General features: G+C 70.0%; 17 protein-coding genes. 11 read left to right on the forward strand and 6 right to left on the reverse strand.

The features are described from left to right. Positions 1 to 150 precede the first annotated feature (150 nt). Positions 151 to 777, reverse strand: coding sequence for a proteophosphoglycan 5 (locus tag JOC24_RS15690; RefSeq protein WP_205020909.1), 627 nt, complete (start codon positions 775 to 777; stop codon positions 151 to 153). Positions 778 to 960: 183 nt separating this feature from the next. Here JOC24_RS15690 and JOC24_RS15695 point away from each other — a divergent pair, with 183 nt between their 5' ends. The 3 genes from JOC24_RS15695 to JOC24_RS15705 all read left to right on the forward strand — a co-directional run bounded on the left by JOC24_RS15695 (position 961) and on the right by JOC24_RS15705 (position 3,203). After that, positions 961 to 1,227 carry a hypothetical protein gene (locus JOC24_RS15695; RefSeq protein WP_205020910.1) on the forward strand — a complete coding sequence of 89 codons (267 nt, stop codon included), beginning with the start codon at positions 961 to 963 and terminating at the stop codon, positions 1,225 to 1,227. Positions 1,228 to 1,790: 563 nt separating this feature from the next. Further along, positions 1,791 to 2,690: a hypothetical protein gene (locus JOC24_RS15700; protein WP_205020911.1), complete on the forward strand. Its 900-nt coding sequence runs from the start codon at positions 1,791 to 1,793 to the stop codon at positions 2,688 to 2,690. Positions 2,691 to 3,035: 345 nt separating this feature from the next. Continuing rightward, complete coding sequence (locus JOC24_RS15705) at positions 3,036 to 3,203, forward strand: hypothetical protein (protein ID WP_239580526.1); 168 nt, start codon at positions 3,036 to 3,038, stop codon at positions 3,201 to 3,203. Positions 3,204 to 3,243: 40 nt separating this feature from the next. Here the strand turns inward: JOC24_RS15705 and JOC24_RS15710 are convergent, their stop codons facing one another. After that, entirely contained in the window at positions 3,244 to 3,624 is a 381-nt protein-coding gene (locus JOC24_RS15710) for a hypothetical protein (RefSeq protein WP_205020912.1), read from the reverse strand. A gap of 94 nt (positions 3,625 to 3,718) precedes the next feature. Here JOC24_RS15710 and JOC24_RS15715 point away from each other — a divergent pair, with 94 nt between their 5' ends. The 6 genes from JOC24_RS15715 (at position 3,719) to JOC24_RS15740 (ending at position 8,040) form a co-directional block, all read left to right on the forward strand. Next, positions 3,719 to 4,111, forward strand: a complete 393-nt coding sequence (locus JOC24_RS15715) for a helix-turn-helix domain-containing protein (protein ID WP_205020913.1) — start codon at positions 3,719 to 3,721, stop codon at positions 4,109 to 4,111. An 86-nt stretch (positions 4,112 to 4,197) separates the two neighbouring features. Beyond that, positions 4,198 to 4,608, forward strand: coding sequence for a VOC family protein (locus tag JOC24_RS15720; RefSeq protein ID WP_205020914.1), 411 nt, complete (start codon positions 4,198 to 4,200; stop codon positions 4,606 to 4,608). Between the two features lie 651 nt (positions 4,609 to 5,259). Further along, entirely contained in the window at positions 5,260 to 5,475 is a 216-nt protein-coding gene (locus JOC24_RS34195) for a hypothetical protein (RefSeq protein WP_374104501.1), read from the forward strand. Then, positions 5,472 to 5,750, forward strand: coding sequence for a hypothetical protein (locus JOC24_RS15730; RefSeq protein ID WP_205021208.1), 279 nt, complete (start codon positions 5,472 to 5,474; stop codon positions 5,748 to 5,750). Before JOC24_RS34195 ends, JOC24_RS15730 begins: the two co-directional genes overlap by 4 nt. Next, positions 5,744 to 6,166, forward strand: a complete 423-nt coding sequence (locus JOC24_RS15735; protein ID WP_307792703.1) for a hypothetical protein — start codon at positions 5,744 to 5,746, stop codon at positions 6,164 to 6,166. Before JOC24_RS15730 ends, JOC24_RS15735 begins: the two co-directional genes overlap by 7 nt. A 509-nt stretch (positions 6,167 to 6,675) precedes the next feature. Continuing rightward, positions 6,676 to 8,040: a VanZ family protein gene (locus JOC24_RS15740; RefSeq protein WP_205020915.1), complete on the forward strand. Its 1,365-nt coding sequence runs from the start codon at positions 6,676 to 6,678 to the stop codon at positions 8,038 to 8,040. Positions 8,041 to 8,114: 74 nt separating this feature from the next. Here the strand turns inward: JOC24_RS15740 and JOC24_RS15745 are convergent, their stop codons facing one another. From JOC24_RS15745 to JOC24_RS15755, 3 genes are read right to left on the reverse strand one after another with little or no spacing between them, the layout of a single operon-like run. After that, complete coding sequence (locus JOC24_RS15745) at positions 8,115 to 9,089, reverse strand: DUF6801 domain-containing protein (protein WP_205020916.1); 975 nt, start codon at positions 9,087 to 9,089, stop codon at positions 8,115 to 8,117. 29 nt (positions 9,090 to 9,118) lie between these two features. Continuing rightward, entirely contained in the window at positions 9,119 to 11,974 is a 2,856-nt protein-coding gene (locus JOC24_RS15750) for a trypsin-like peptidase domain-containing protein (protein WP_205020917.1), read from the reverse strand. Beyond that, complete coding sequence (locus JOC24_RS15755) at positions 11,971 to 12,270, reverse strand: trypco2 family protein (RefSeq protein ID WP_205020918.1); 300 nt, start codon at positions 12,268 to 12,270, stop codon at positions 11,971 to 11,973. The genes JOC24_RS15750 and JOC24_RS15755 overlap by 4 nt, the downstream gene beginning before the upstream one ends. Before the next feature lie 354 nt (positions 12,271 to 12,624). On the opposite strand from JOC24_RS15755, the gene JOC24_RS15760 reads away from it, so the two are divergent. Beyond that, complete coding sequence (locus JOC24_RS15760; protein WP_205020919.1) at positions 12,625 to 13,281, forward strand: YceI family protein; 657 nt, start codon at positions 12,625 to 12,627, stop codon at positions 13,279 to 13,281. A gap of 50 nt (positions 13,282 to 13,331) precedes the next feature. Here the strand turns inward: JOC24_RS15760 and JOC24_RS15765 are convergent, their stop codons facing one another. Continuing rightward, positions 13,332 to 14,324 (reverse strand): GlxA family transcriptional regulator, encoded by a 993-nt coding sequence (locus JOC24_RS15765; protein WP_205020920.1) that lies wholly within the window; start codon positions 14,322 to 14,324, stop codon positions 13,332 to 13,334. A gap of 71 nt (positions 14,325 to 14,395) precedes the next feature. Between JOC24_RS15765 and JOC24_RS15770 the strand changes: the two genes are divergently transcribed. Further along, a complete protein-coding gene (locus JOC24_RS15770) occupies positions 14,396 to 15,817 on the forward strand; it encodes an MFS transporter (RefSeq protein WP_205020921.1) in 1,422 nt (473 codons plus the stop codon). The last annotated feature ends 11 nt before the right edge of the window (positions 15,818 to 15,828 follow it).

A 15,828-nucleotide genomic window follows, 5' to 3' on the forward strand; every position in this document is an offset into this window, starting at 1 on the left:
TCCCGCCGCACTCGGCGGGAGCATGTGAACCGGAGCGCATGCGGCCACCACCCCGGCCGGCCGGCGGGAAAGCGGTGCTCCCCCGCGGAGCGTCGCTGCGGTGCGTGACGACGGGACTCGCGGCCGCGGCCTCTGGTCACCTCTGCCTCGTCATCCCGCGCGGAACGCACGGGCCGCCGCTGCCCCGACATCCGCGTCCCAGCCGGTGGCGGCGACAGCGGCGACCTGGGGAGGATCGACGGCGGCATCAGCGGCGATCAGGGCGTCGACGCACGTCCGGGACGGCTCGCGGACATCCTGGCCGGCTGTTTGCCGGGCAGTGTCCAGGACCGCCTCCCGGGTCCGTTCGGCGCTGAGCGCCGGTAGCCGGACGTTCTTGAACCCGTCCTCGAGGTCGTACTCCGCGCGCTGCCAGATATGGCCGTCGAAGCCGTAGACGAAGCCGAGGAAGAGTTGCGCCTCACGCACCCTGCGCACGGGCGGTTCCCACCAGTCGGGCGCACCGGCCAGCAGGTCCGTCTCGGGTTCCTCGAAGAAGTCGGACGCCTCGGCGTAGAACGTCTCGGAGTCGTTCCGGTCCTGCCCGAGCAGTACCGCGCGCCCCTCGTCGAGGTGGTGCAGGTCGGCCCAGCTGTCGTCACCGTTCTCGTAGTGCCAGAGCGGCCAGAGCGCCCGGCACCGCTCGCCGCGCCCCGCGGCGGCCTGCACGGCGGCGAGTGCCGCCCAGCGCCCTCGCATCACCATCGGGTGGGGAAGATTGAGCTGAACCAGGGCCACGGTCGGCTCCTCACGCCGGTCGATTGACGGTCAGCCCTTCTGGTGCCCGGAGAAACCCGGCCGTCACGCATCGCGCGCGTTCCCACCCCAGACGCGGCGGCCCTCCCCCAAGAGGCCGTCCCCGTAGGGAGATCGCCCCGCGTTTCGTGTCTCATCGCCTCCACAGGGGGTACAGAGGTGAGCATGGCTCTCGTGAAGCGTGTTGCTCTTGCTCCTCGTGCGGTTCGACAGCTGCGGCGCGTCCGCTCTGTGTACGTGGCGGGGGTGCTGCTCTCCGTCCTCGGCCTGCTCTCCCTCGGCAATGCGGCGGAAGGCGGACGACAGGCCGTGATCGCGGGCGTCTTCCTCGCGGTCTTCGCCGCGCTCCTCACTCTGACCGCGGTCCAGCTGCGGCGGCACGGGCGGACCGAGCACTGCAGTACGGCGAAGAAGCTCACCCGGCTCGTCTGACATCCGACCGTACGGCCGACTGCTCACACGGCGGTCCCTGAGCCGTTCGCGGTCCGCACGCGCGCGGCTCCGGACGTGGACGGCGGGCATGGCGGGGGTCGTGGCCGACATGACGTGCGACGGCTGCGCTTCGCCGTGCACCGCCGGTGGGCCCGCGCAGCGATCCACCGTGCCGCAGACCCGGCGCAGGAGACCGAGGGCCTCCGTCACTGCGACGCGCATCATCGATGGCGCCACAACGAGTAGGCCGCAGGACGTCCATCCGCCAGCGCACAGGGGCGGGGGCACGCTCTCTTCATACTTCATACGGCGTCCGGGGTACGCGACGACAGGTGAGAGGCAACGGGAGAATCGCGGCGGGCAACGCTCTCGGGCCCACTCATTGCACGACAGCGGACCGCACCACGGTAACGGCACATCCGACACGGTGACGATTCAGCACTGGACGGGTGCGTCGCCACCGGAAGCCCGCCGCCCCCGAAGGCTCGACCGGCCGCTGAACAGCGGAAAGCGCCTCCCGTATTGCCGCGGCTTCGCCAGGCCCCGATATACCCTGCTGGATCATGCGCATAACAGCACACGGATCGGCCGTCGGCGCCGCTATGGCCGTTGTCCTTCTCACCGCCGTCACCGGCTGTTCTTCCGGATCCGACGGCGGTGGCAGCGGTTCCGGACTGCTCACGGGGCTCGGAACCCTGGCCGGCGACACCGGCTCGAAGCAGGTGACCTTCCTCGACACTGCTGACGTCCGGAAGCTGAGCAAGGGTGACGCGAAGAGATTCGCCTGGATCTCGCAGTCGGCAAGCCCGCTGCTGAACGCCTCCCGACCGAGCCCGCTGGGGGAGAAGTTCACGGTGGACCAGATCGACAGAGCGGTCGACACCCCCGAGGCAGGTCATTGGGAGGGTTCCTTCGACGTGACGGCGATCGCCAAGTCGCTGGAGTCCAGCGGCTACACGCGGAGCGAGAAGGACGGCCAGAAGGTCTGGACCCACCCTGAGCAGAAGGTCACCATCCAGGTCTCGGGTGACGAGATCTCCTACTCGACCCGGGACGCCGACCCGCTGTCGGCAGTTACCCCGGAGGAGGGCTCCTCCCTGGCGGACAGGAAGGAGTTCCGGCGCGCAGCGGAGTGCCTGGGAGACGTCTACCGCGCGGACTTCAACCCGCTCAGCTCGACCGATCCGGTCCGCCTGTCCGCGCTGGGCCAGCAGGCGGAGACCGCAGCGAAGAACACCGAGGTGCTCTGCTTCGTGGTCAAGGACGAGGCCACGGCCAGGAAGCTGGAGACGAACCTGCGGACGGTGGTCCGGGACGAGCGGCCGACGTTCGACGGCACGAAGGTGACCGTGGAGAAGGGCGATCAGCCCGTGGTAAGGGCCGTGGTCCCGGACACGGCCACCCAGCGGCCGGGCCGACTGGTCATCAGCGACATGGAGCTGTGGATGGCTGCCGCGACCTGAGGTACGGCCCTCACGCCGAGCCTCATCGGCAGCTCGGGCGTCGCTCGCGGCTGACACCGCGGGTTGAGCGCCCGGACGAGGAGGGCGTTCGCCGGCCCCCAGGTTGGTGAGGAAGTACGGCGCTCGCTCGGCCGCGTCCTCTTCCAGACCGGCGCTCCGAGTCCAGCCGTGCGCCTTACAGAGGGCGGGAGAGCGCTCCTCCGGGACGGCACTCCGGAGGAGTCAGGACCTCCCAGGTCCTTTCTGCATGGGAGCAGCCGCCACCACACGAGAGCCCTGTCGGCCCCTTCTGCACCAGCTCGCTCGCCGCCGACGCACGCCGGCGGCTCGGGCACCGGCTCGTCCATGAGCCCCGACATAGCGGTCATGGCGATGTCGGGATGCGTCGGCCTGTGCCGGGGCTGCCGCACCGCCGCGTCGGACACCACCCCGACAGCGCCCGCCGGTCCGACGGCCGAACGCGATGTCCACGCGCTGGTCGGCCAATTCCGCGAGCTGACACGACTGCCCTGATCCCAGCACCCTCGCAGACGGCAGACGGCAGACGGGGACCTCAGGGGCCGCCCGGCTCGGTGGCGAGGTCCGGATCGCGCATGCCGGGGAAGGCATAGCCCTCGGTGTCGTCCCACGGGACGTCGAGGTCATCCATGTGCACGCGCCACTCCGCGCCCGGCAGGGCGCGGCGCAACTCGGAGACGGAGCTCAGCACATGGTCGAGCACCGGCAGCACCTTGCCGGGGTCGAACGGCATCTTGGTGGAACCGGCAACGACCTCGTCCGGCCGGCTGTCATCGCTGTCGTAGAGGTACAGGCTTTCCTGGTCCTCGTACGGAAAGGACGCCCTGTGGGCGGCGACGATCCGCTCGACGGCGGCCGTCTCGGAATCCGTGAGCGGCGTGGCCCGGCTCGCGCAGTAGTAGAGGGAGACGCTCATGGTCCGAGCCTACTGAGGGGGTACGACATAGCCGTCCGAGACCGGGCGGCCCCGTGGTGGGATGGCACCGGGCCGCCTGTGATGGGATGGCACTGTGAGCCGTACCGCCGAAGAGACCAACCGCCGTATGCTCCGCGCGCGGGACGCCATGGACCGCGCGTACGCGCAGCCGCTGGACGTTCCTGCCCTTGCCCGGATCGCCCATGTCTCCCCGGCACACTTCGCCCGCACCTTCCGCGCCACCTTCGGTGAGAGCCCGCACCGCTATCTGCAGCGCCGCCGCGTCGAGCGCGCGATGTTCCTGCTGCGGGAGAGCGACCGGAGCGTCACGGACATCTGTTACGAGGTCGGCTTCGGCAGCACGGGCACGTTCAGCCGCACGTTCCGCGACATCGTCGGCCGGTCGCCGAGGACGTACCGCACGGAGACGGCGGCCGTGAACGTACCCACATGCTTCACAAAAGCGTGGACGCGGCCGACGGCCTGAGCGCCTCCACGGCCCCTGCGTACGGGGTCGCCGACTGAGCAGTTTCGGATAAGTTTTCGCCGGGCCCGCCGACTAGCGTGATGCACATGTTCAACGCAATCACGCACTCACAGATCTACGTCCTCGACCAGGACGAAGCCCTCGACTTCTACGTCGGCAAGCTCGGCCTGGAGGTCAACGCCGACGTCGACATGGGCTTCATGCGCTGGCTCACGGTCAGCGTGCCCGGCCATCCCGACCGCCAGGTCCTGCTGGAGAAGCCCGGCCCTCCGGCGATGTCGGAGGAGACGGCCGAACAGGTCCGCGCACTGCTGACGAAGGGAGCGCTGGGCAGCGCGCTCATCCTCACCACGGACGACTGCCGGAAGACGTACGAGACCTTGCTGGCGCGGGGCGTGGAGTTCACGGACGAGCCGACGGAGAGGCCGTACGGAATCGACTGCGGCCTGCGCGACCCCTTCGGCAACCACCTCCGCTTCACCCAGCCGAAGGGCTGACAGCCGGGGCGCCGGTGCCTGGATCGCAGGGGTGGTCCGGGCACCGGCTCCGGTCGGGGTTCCGTCCCGGTCGGGTCGCCGCCGACCGCTCCTCCTGCGTACAGGCCTGCGCACGTCACGTACAGCCGCCTTGCGACAGCGCGTCACCCCTGGTCACGTGCAGCCATGATGCGTCAGCGTTGAGGCATGACCGGCACGCAGTCGCCCCTCCCCGACTGCGTGCCCTCGCCCGGCTCGGGCGATGAGCAACGTCTTGGATCTTCGGAAAGGCGAATCGTCGACACCGAGTTCTGCGCTCGGAGCACGGAGTTCTCAGCCAGTGGGCGATTCCACGTTGTATTCGGAAATTTGTGCGTGTGATGATTCCACGCATGACCATGGGTGGGGATGGGATACCGAAGCAGGAGCAGAGGCGGTCTCGGCCGGCGGACCTGGATGACCTTTCCGGTCCGCCGCCGGAGCGGGGGCCCGCTGTGGCCGGAGTGGACGCGCATGAGGAGCAGCCGCGTGTGGCTCGCCGGGAGTTCACTGTGCTGCTGGGTGAGTTCCGGCGTACGGCGGTGTCGGGTGCCGCTGGATGCCAACGGGGATGGGTGGTCGGCCAATCAAAACGGCGTTCGGTGGATCTGCGCGTTCTCGGACGAGGACGCGTTGGCGCGGTTCGCCCGGGCGCGCGGCGACGCCGGGCGGGAGTGGACCTGCCAGAGGGTTCCGGGTGCGCGGTTGCTGGATGTGATGGTGCCTCTGCTGCCCGGGCCTGCTGGGGTGGCGCTGGACGCGGGGAGCGGGGACGGCGGGATGCTGTTCCCGCCGGTGGCGGGCATCGTGCCGGACTCGGTCGCGGTGGATCCCGGCGGAACGCGGTGAGCGGTGGGGACGGTTCGGAACTTGCGGTTCCGCCGGAGGCGTCGGGTGCGATCGCAGAGGGGATCGATCTGGCGCATGCGGAGCTTAAGGAGCCCGGGTTCATCGGCCTGAACTCAGGCGGGCTCTGCGCGGGCTGGGGCATCGGCTTTGACGGAAACGACGACGGGTGGAACGACAAGGGCTGCTCCGACACCATCGACTGTGACTGCGGGATTCTCTTTGCCGACGGCAAGCCGGCCGAGGACGCACTGCCCTGCCCGGTGCAGAAGTGGTGACCCGTGCACTGCGCTGCGCCGGGGTCGCACTGGCCGCCCTGGCCACGCTCACTGCTTGCGGCGGACGCCCGGAACCGTGCCCGGCGCTCGACCTCATCCCGACGGTCGGCGTGTCCTGGCGGGCCGAATCCCTGCCCTACGACACGGCCACCACGTACCGGTTGTGCGCCGCAAGACACTGCACGACGGGTGCACTGCGAATCTACGGCGACCAGGTGCACGTCTCGGTGGATCTTCCGGAGAGTTTCAACGACCGGACACTACAGGTGACACTTCGGCTGTCGGACGATTCGGGCACGCCACTCCTGAACGCCTCACAGACAGTCACTCCGCAACGGGACGAGGACGGCTGCGACCAGGCCCTGAACGGGGCGTTGCAACTCACCGCTGACGGTGAGCTGAAGGACATGCGCTGAACCGTGCCCACTGCGCCGGCTGTCACTTCTTGCGACAGCGCCAGATCAAGCACACCGTCTCCGAGCCGGAAACCCGGCGGGCCAACCGCCGGCGAGCAGCCGCGTCATGGGCTGGAGTTCGGCTCCGGCGTCGACGGCCACATCGGCGACCCGGCGTGGCGTATCGCCCACCACCAGCGCGCGCTCTTCGCTCGTACCGTCGGTCCAGCACGGTGACGCCCGCGACGGCTTCCCCCTGGGTCTCGCAGCCGAGCTGTCAGTGGCGGACGACGGGTGCTCTCCCCTTGACGATGCTCCACCACGTCACACCCCCTGGATCCGCGCCATGCGGAATACGCCTCCGTTCCGGTGTGTCGAGGCGTCACTTCGAGAGCTCTCAACGACACGGCGGCAGCCGGAGCCCACGGGCATTGCCGAAGGAACCGAACCTCTCTCACCCGCATCCCCTTCCCCAGGGGCGTCTCCGGCACCCCGGTCAACTGATCCCGTGATGCCCGAGGTGTGCGCTGATGCTGGAAGCTGTCTTCAGAGATCGGGGCGAATTCGTCCTGATCGCCGTTACTTCCGTCGCGCTTGCGGGCCTCCTGAGCTTTCTGGCGGCGAAGAGGTACGCCCGACGTCCTTGGGCCTGTGCCGGTCTTGCCGCCGTTGTGACCGCCGAGCTGAGCGTCACCCTCTTTCTCGCATCCCCGGGGGCCGTGTCGGGACAGTGCGTGGTCAACCGTGATGTGGGTGAGCCCTTCGCGACGGAGCAGGGGCTGCTCAATCTTGCGATGTTCCTGCCCGTGGGGCTTTTCGGGGTCCTGGCCGTCCGACGTGTACTTCCCGTCTTCCTGGGGGCGGCGCTGCTGTCCGCGGTCACCGAGCTGTGCCAGGGGCTGCTCCCTTGGCTCGGCCGCAGTTGCGACACCAGTGACGTGCAGATGAACGTCCTCGGCGCCGCGCTGGGGACACTCGCCGGCTGGACCGCGCTCCGCGTGACCCGACGCGAACTCCGCCCCGTTACCGCTGCTCTCCGGCCGACAGCCATCGTGTTCGGCGCCGGATTCCTCGCATGCGCTGCGGTGGGGACGGTCTGGATCACCCCGCTGATCGTCGACTCGACGAGTCTACAGATCGCGGGAACGGATCAAAGGACTGCGGCGCGGCAGGCACTTTCGACTGCCTTCGACGACCACGCCAGGATGGTGAACGTGCAGCTCCAGCCGGGTCAGAACGACGGGTCGGACGTGCTGCTGATCGCGATGGAGACAGGTTCGGCCGAGCTGAGCTGGCCGGACGGAGAACAGTTCTCCGCCGATCTCCAAGGCGCGGGCGAGCCCGGTCGTGGCGGCTTCCCCGCCGCCGGATCCGACGCGGCTCCGGGGACCGCGGACGACGCGCTTCGGATAGCGACGCGATATGCGGAGAAGCGGTTCCCCTGGGCCCTGGCCCAGTCCGATGCGGAGTCCGTTCCCGTAGGCGAGCAGGCGGAGTCCGGCTGGGTGGTCCGTTGGCGCAGCCGTGTCGAAGGGGTACTGATGCCCATGCGGCTCGATGTGCGGATCGACAGGGCCGGCCACGTCTCACAGTTGCTGACCCGGCGGGTGACCGGTTCCGTCAGCCTTTCGCCCAGCCGGGTGAGTGCGAAGCAGGCCGGTGCCGCCGTGGCGGCGTACTCACCCGGCTCCACGCCGGGGACGGCCGACCTGTTGGCGGTCCGACGCGAAGGGAAATGGCGGGCTCAGTGGCTCGTGCCCACGTCGTCCGGGGCCGACGTGTACGCGGTGTATGTGGATGCCGAGACCGGCAAGGTGGACGAAAGGGCTGCCCCCGTCGAGGGACTGCCCACAGCGCCGCCCTCGGTCGAGGTGGTCGACGTGCCGCAGGAGTAGGCAGGTCACGACGCCGGCGTGCTGCGGCGGCCCACGTCCGGGACGTCGACATGGGCTGAGAGGCGTTCGGCGGCTCAGCCCTCGTCCTGGGGGCCGCGTCGGTTCCTGCGCCGCAGGCCGAATACCGAGGCCGCGGCGGCCACGACGAGAACGCCCACTGCCGTGAGGATCAGGCCTCGGCCGGCCCGACCGTCCGCCGTGGTCGTCGGCCCCGTCGCCGTGTCGTCGACAGGGAGTCCTCCCGGTGCGACCGACGCCTGGGTGATCGAGGGACCGGCGGTCGGAGACTTGGTGGCCGAGGGCGTCGTGGTCGGAGGCTTGGTGGTCGGTGGCTTGGTGGTCGCCGTACCCGACGAGCCGGGCACGTCGGTGTCACCCGGTACGGACGTGGTGGTCGCCGAGGCCGTCCTGCCCGGGCTGCCGCCCTCCCCCGGGGCCGCCGAGGCGGACGGTTTCGGCGCGGGCGAGATCGTGAAGGACGTGATGACCTGTTGCTGTCCGGCCCGCACGGTGCAGGGCACGTCGAACTTCCCCAGCGGGGTCAGGTCGCCGTTCGCGTCTCTCGGCACGAGGTGCACGACGAAGTCACCAACGACGATTTCCGCGCGGCCCGCTTCGCTGAAGGTACGTGTGGGTGCGATGCCGTTCGCGGGGATACGGAGGGCGCCCGACGACGGGACGGCAGTTCTGACGATGTCGAGGGGGACGGTGATGCCGAGGTCGCCCTGAGGTGCGGTCACACGGGTCTTCGCGTCCAGTGTGCCGTCGACGGACCTCACCCCGAGCAGGGCGAGCCCGCGGGTGAGGCCCGAGCCCACCGTCGCCTCGGCGCGGATGGCGAACCGGTGACTCGGCTTGCCGACCGTATGGGCCATGGGGATGTCCATCGAGATCCGGGCGGTGATGTCCTGGTCGCCGATCACAGGAAAGGTGCATGCGTACGCCAGTGTGAGAGAGACCGGTCGTGCCGCTGCGGTTCCGGCTCCGAGGCCGCCCACGATTCCACCCGCGCCTCCCAGGACCGCTGCGAGGCGAAGGGCCTTTGCCATCCGTGTTCTTCTCGTCCCGTGTCCGGCCCTCATAGCTCGCCTCCGGTTCTCGTCGATCGTGTGGGGGTCTTCCCGTGACGTTCTTCAAAAGTGCGGCTCAGGTGGTCCTGGAGCCGTGCGTGCCGGAACTGGTACACCGCGCCTGACCGGTGCAGTACGCCTCGTCCGTGGGCGTCGTCCAGGAAAGCGACCAGAGCCCAGGGCAACCGCCCGCGCAGCGGCAGCCAGATGCGGCACAGGGCCACCCACTGACACCACGCGGTCATGCTCAGCCCGTACCCGATTCCGCCGGCGAACGCGGACACGAGCCCGAACACGAGTCCGGTCGCCAAACCGCGCACCGGACCGTGTTGTACCCCCTCGATGATCCCCGCCACCGGGCCCAGCACACACACCCAGGCGAGCAAGTGGTACATCACGTTCCGGCGGTTCGTGTCCAGCAGATCAACGGGCCTGACGGTGGTCCGGGGCGGCACCGGGGTCTCGAGCCATGCCATGAGGCCGAACACGAGTCCGCCCCCGAGAGAGATCTCGGCAAGGAACAGGAGTGCGGCCCGTAACCCACCGCCGCCCTGACCGTCCGGGAGTCCGAGCGGCTCGATCACGCCCCGGTCGATGAGCACCAGAGCGAGTGCGACGACCAGACCGCCGCCAAGACCGATCATGAACCTCGGGCGCACCTTCCCGTGTGTCAACCGGGGGCCGCCGAACGTCCTCAGACGGCCGAGGAGGCTGATGCGGACCGGTGAGGGCCTGAACGCTTCCCCCTCGGAGGTGAAGTGGTAGGCCAGCCCGAAGATCAGTCCGGCCGCGAGCCCGTGCAGAAGTCCGGCCAGCAGTCCCCGCAGCAGAGCGAACCCGGTCCCGTGCGGGGTCGCGACCAGGACCACCGGTACGTTCGCGATCGCGGTCGTGATCCCGAAGGCCAGGCCCGCCAGAAGACCGATGACGAGGGTGCGCGTGGAACGGGGCAGCGTGGTGCCCAGTTCCCACCAGGCGAGGTCGTGGCTCCTGTACGCGGACCCCTGCGAGAGCCGGTCGAGGTGCCCGGCGAGGTGGCCCAGGTAGTGCTCGGCTTCCCGGAGGTCCCAACCCCGCTGCTTCCGGCGGCTGGTGCCCCGATCGTTCGTCGACCCGGTCCGTCGCGGATGGTAGGCAGCCGGAACGAACTCCTGGAGGAGGTGTTCCTGGATGGCTTCGGGGTCGGGGAACTTCGTCACGTTCAGGAGCTCTTGGGGTCGGGTTCCCGAGGGACCGCCGCAGACGGTGCGGGCCAGGGAGGCCATCAGCGGGGTCGTCAGTGCGGCAGCGACGTTCGACGCCCCGGGGGAGGGGGGCTGTTGACGCAGTTGTGCCACGACCGGGTCCCAGACGGAACTGCGCCGATCAGCGTCCGCGTCGGCCCGGCGCTCACCGCGGAGGTAGGGGGCGAGATCATCCGGAGTGAGGTCTCCCAGTTCGATGCCAGGGGCGTGGATGCGTACGTTCTCGTCCCTCACGGCCCCGGCGTATGCGGCGGGGCGGCTGGTCAGGAGAAGCGGCATACCGCTCTCGTTGAGCGCCCTGAGCGCCTCGCCCCGCAGGTCTGCGGCGATCTCGTCGAATCCGTCGAGCACGGGCAGAATGCGGTCCTCGTCGACCAGGGCTCGAGCCAGACTCACTCCGGGTGCGACGAGGAGCGCCAGATCGGGGTAGTCCCGCACCAGCAGGTCGCACAGCCACTCGTCCAACCCTGTGGTGGCGGGATTCCACGATCCCAGGCCGAAGATCACCGGCACGGGGTCGCCGGGCGCACGGGTACGCAGCAACTCGATGACGACGTACAGGAGCAGAACCGTCTTGCCCGCCCCGGCCCCGCCGATCACCACCATCCGCCCGGACTCGATCGCCCGGTACCCCGCCACGACCTGCGTGATCTGGTCGGCCAGCTGGGACGGCGGCTCCCTCCCGGACAGAAAGCCGGGGACCCTTTCGGCGTCGAAGAGCGCGGAGTCGGCGGGCCTGAACCGCACGGCGAGCGCGTAGGGATCATGGAGACGTCTCCGCCTCTGCTCGGCTCTCCACTGCTGCCGCACGGCAGCCGCAAGCCGTATGACTTCCTCCTCCCGCCCGGCCGCCGCGCCCGAGAGCTCCGGCGGGCGCGGGAGTTGCTCGAGTCCGCCGACGCTCCCGGGCAGACCGATCAGTTCGCAGAGTTCCCGGAGCCGGTCCGGAGCGACGAGCCGGTACCAACTCTCCACCCGACTCGCCGTCAGCGTGCCGGGCCCCTCGGAACGGTGCTGCTCGGAGACCACGCCGACGACACATCCACCGCTCCACATCGCGGCCCCGGACATTCCCTCCCAAGCGGAACCCTCCGGCTCGGGGCGGTCGTTCGGAGCCCCCGTGACGATGAACTCCAGACTGCCCCGGCGTACGTTCGACCACGGAGTGATGGTGCCGTGGGCATGGCGGGAGTCTCGGTACACCTCCCCGGACGCGGCGTCACCTCTCAGCTTGAACCGCGGAAACCCGAGGGCCTCGCAGTCCACCTTCGTGTGGGCCCTCCCGAAGCGCACGCGGGTGAACGCGTCGGCGGGCAGCCCGTCGACACGCGCAGTATCCGGAATCCTGAGTACCGCGACATCTGCCTCGTCGTGTTTCCAGACCAGCGTGGCCGGAAGATCCACCGCACGCCGGTCCCCCGTCACGAGACGGACGAGAACCGATGTGGCGTCTCGCACCACGTGCGCAGCGGTGAGTACGGCGTCCCCGGTCACCAGGTACCCCGACCCGAGGACACGAGGGCCGGCGTCACGCACGGCGACGATCTGCGCCGCCCTGGGTGGTTCGAGCCCACCCGGCTCGAACGCTCTGCCGTACGCGCTGTCGTAAGCGGCGCTCACCGCTCGTCGGCCTCGGAGAAGCCCGAGACGTACGGCGGGTCGACCGACCCGGCCAGGGTCGGCTTCAACGCGAGTGTGATGCGCTGCGTCCCCGTGCGGGCCATCGTCGCCTCGGTGCCGGACTCCACCACCCAGAACCGCACTTTCGCTCCGGCGTTACCGGACCGCTCCAGGGCGACCGACACCTCCAGCTCGATGGTTCCCAGCTCGAAGCGCAGGGCCGCGCCCTCCGCGACGCCTATGGCCTGCTCCAGTTCGTCTCTGAGGTCCCTGATCACACTGGCCAACTCGATCACGCCACGCCCCTTTACCAAGCACACCGATCATCCGCACCGCAGTTTCCCCAGGATGGCTACGACCCTAGGGAGCTGTGAGCCCCTCTCACCGCCGGAGATACTTTGTTTGGCTGAAAAAGGTACGCAGGCAGCCAATTCGGCACCCTCGTGGATGTCAGCGCACGCGCGTCACCGGGGCAGGCCGTGAGCCGATCGCCCTGCGGTGCGTCGATCCGGCGGGCCGCCCGGACTCCCGCGCTCCGCTGCCTCCCCCGCTCCTCCCCGGCGTCACCTTGTGAAGGTCCGACCTCGGATGTTCGGGTTCGTCGATCAGCCCTTGCGGGCATCACTTGCCCGAGGGTAACTAACTGGTTCATGAACCTCTTCAGCCGCAGCTCCCTGCTCCGCCGCCCGGAGCCCCGCACAGAAGAGCCGACCGCCGCATCGACGGCCGCCGGTGCCGCAGTGCTGCCCGATCCCGGTCTGGCGGCCCTCACCGGGGAGTGGATGATCGATCCCGCGCACAGCAGGATCGGTTTCTCCGTGCGGCACGCCATGGTGACGACGGTGCGTGGAGCGTTCCTGGAGTACGAGAGCCGCCTCTACTTCGACGGGCGCGACCCGGCCCGATCCAGGGCCGAGATCTCACTGGTCACCGCGAGCGTCGACACCGGGGTGGAGCAGCGCGACGCGCACCTGATCGGACGTGACTTCCTGGACGCCGCGAGGCACCCGCGCCTGAGCTTCGCGAGCACCAGCGTGGCGCTCGTCGGCAAGGACGTCTACCGCATGACCGGCGACCTCACCATCCGGGGCATCACCGGCCCCGTGACACTCGACCTCACGTACATCGGCCACGTCACCGACCCGTTCGGCTACGAGCGTGTCGGCTTCGACGGGACCACCACCATCAACCGTTCCGACTGGGGTCTCACCTACAACGCCCGGTTGGCCGAAGGCGGCGCCATGGTGAGCGAACGGCTGCGCCTCCAGTTCGACATCGCCGCCATCCGCACGCCCATCACCGCCTGACAGCCACTCGGGCGACCCGGTGCCCCGGCGGCTCGGGCAGCCCTGGTCACTCAGGTGCCCGGGTCGCCGCCGTCCGCACCCCTGAACGTGCAGCGGTAGGCGCGCGGTGACACCCCCAGCGCCACGTGGAAGTGCTGCCGGAGCGCGGTGCCGGTCCCGAAGCCGGCATCGGCGGCGATCCGGTCCACCGGCAGGTCGGTTCGCTCCAGCAACTCCCGTGCCCGGTGGACCCGTTGCTGGACCAGCCACTGCATGGGCGTGAGTCCGGCCTCCTGCCGGAAACGCCTGTTGAACGTCCGCACGGTCATCGACGCGCGGTCGGCCAGTTCCGCCAGCTTGAGTGGCTGCTGCAGGTTCCGCAGGGCGTACTCCCGCGCCGGCGCCGTCGAGCACTGCTCGGGTGGGGTGACCGGGCGATCGATGTACTGGGCCTGGCCGCCTTCCCGGTGCGGTGGTACGACGGTTCCCCGGGCGACCGTGTTGGCGACCTCCGCACCGTGGTCGGTGCGGATCATGTGGAGACACAGGTCGACGCCCGAGGCCACACCGGCCGAGGTGAGGACCCCGCGGTCGTCGGTGTAGAGCACGTCGGCGTCGACCTCGATCTCCGGGTAGAGCGCCCGGAACTCCTCGCACGACTTCCAGTGCGTCGTGGCCCGCCGCCCCGTCAGCAGACCCGCCGCCGCCAGGACGAACGAGCCGGTGCAGATGGACGCGACCCGAGCTCCCCCGGGCACGCGGGCCAGGGCGCGGGCCGTCTCCGCGCTGATCCGTCCGCGTTCCTGCGGTTCGTAGTCCTCCTGGGCCGCCGGCACGATGACGGTGTCCGCGTTCTCCAGCGCCCCGGGACCGTCGGCCACGTTGATGGTGAAGTCCGTGTCCGTCGCGACGACGCCCGGCCGCGGTGTGCAGGTGACGACCTCGTACAGGGGCACGCCCGCGGCCGACACCGCCTGTCCGAACAGCCGGTGCACGATCCCCAGCTCCATGGGCAGCAGTCCTGGCCGCACGAGCACGACGACCCGATGCCTTTCCTGTGTCATGGCCAGATTCTTGCAGAAGTCGTCTGTCTGGCCAGTGGTTGCCCTGCGGATACGCGAAGACGATCGAACGCATGGATGCTGACAACGGCCTCTCGTACCGTGGCCGCCTCGGCCACCGCGCCTGGTGGGTGGCGGCTGCCGCCCTGATCGCGATCATCGTGGCAGGCGCCTTCTCTACCTTGCCCGGACTGCTCACCGGGCCCCTGCACCGGGAATTCGGCTGGTCCCGCGGTTCCATCGGTCTGGCGGCCTCGGTGAACATGGTCCTGTACGGCCTCACCGCCCCGTTCGCCGCCGCCCTCATGGACCGCTTCGGTATCCGCCGCGTCGTGGTCGCCGCCCTCGTGGTCGTCGCGTCGGGAGCCGCACTCACCACCGTCATGACGACGGCCTGGCAGTTCACCCTGTACTGGGGCATGCTCGTCGGCCTGGGCACCGGCTCCATGGCCACGTCCTTCGGGGCCACCGTCACCCAGCGCTGGTTCGTGAGGCGGCGCGGCCTGGTCACCGGCGTGCTCGCCTCCGGGAGCGTCTTCGGGCAGATGGTGTTCCTCCCGGCCCTGTCCTGGATCGTGGACCGGCACGGCTGGCGCCCGTCCCTCGTCACTCTCGTGCTCACGGCGTGTGCCACGGCACCCCTGATGTGGCTCGTGCTGCGGGACCATCCCGCCGACGTCGGCCGGGAACCCTACGGCGCCGACCGTCACGTGCCCGCGGCCTTGCCCGTCGAAGGCGCGGCCCGCAGGGCGCTCGCGGTCCTGCGCGACGCGGCGCGTACGCGCCCCTTCTGGCTGATGGCGTGCGCGTACGCCGTCTGCGGGGCCTCCACCAACGGCATCATGTGGACCCATTTCACCCCGGCCGCCCACGACCACGGCATGCCGGCCACCACCGCGTCCTCCCTGCTCGCGGCGATCGGCGTGTTCAACGTGGTCGGCACCGTCGCGTCGGGGTGGGCCACCGACCGCCGCGATCCCCGACGGCTGCTCGCGGTCTTCTTCGCCCTGCGCGGCCTGCTCCTGGCCTGCCTGCCGCTTCTGATGGGCGCCACGGTGCAGCCGTCGATGATGGCGTTCGTCGTCGCCTTCGGTCTGCTCGACCTCGCGACCGTCCCGCCCGTCATCGCTCTGTGCCGCGAGTTCCACGGCGAGGACGGCGCGGTGGTCTTCGGCTGGGTCAGCGCGGCCCACCAGGTGGGCGCGGCGCTGGCCGCGTACGGAGGCGGGGCCGCCCGCGACGCCTCCGGGACGTACACCCCGGTCTGGATGGCGCTCGGCGCCCTGTGTGCCGCGGCGTCCCTGCTCTCACTGCTCGTACGGCGGCCCGAGCCTGACGAGCGGACCGCCGGACCACGCCCGCCCGCCCCGGACCGCCTCCGCCCCAACCTCTGTGTACGCGGCGGGACATCGGCGTCGGGCGGGGACGGTGACTGCCACGGGCCGCCGTCGGCGCGCGAGGTGTGCGGGCACGCCTCGCGCGGTCATCGGGCGTAGGTTGTGCCCTG

Origin of the sequence: Streptomyces sp. HB132 (genome assembly GCF_016909575.1) — a bacterium.
Lineage (GTDB): Bacteria > Actinomycetota > Actinomycetes > Streptomycetales > Streptomycetaceae > Streptomyces.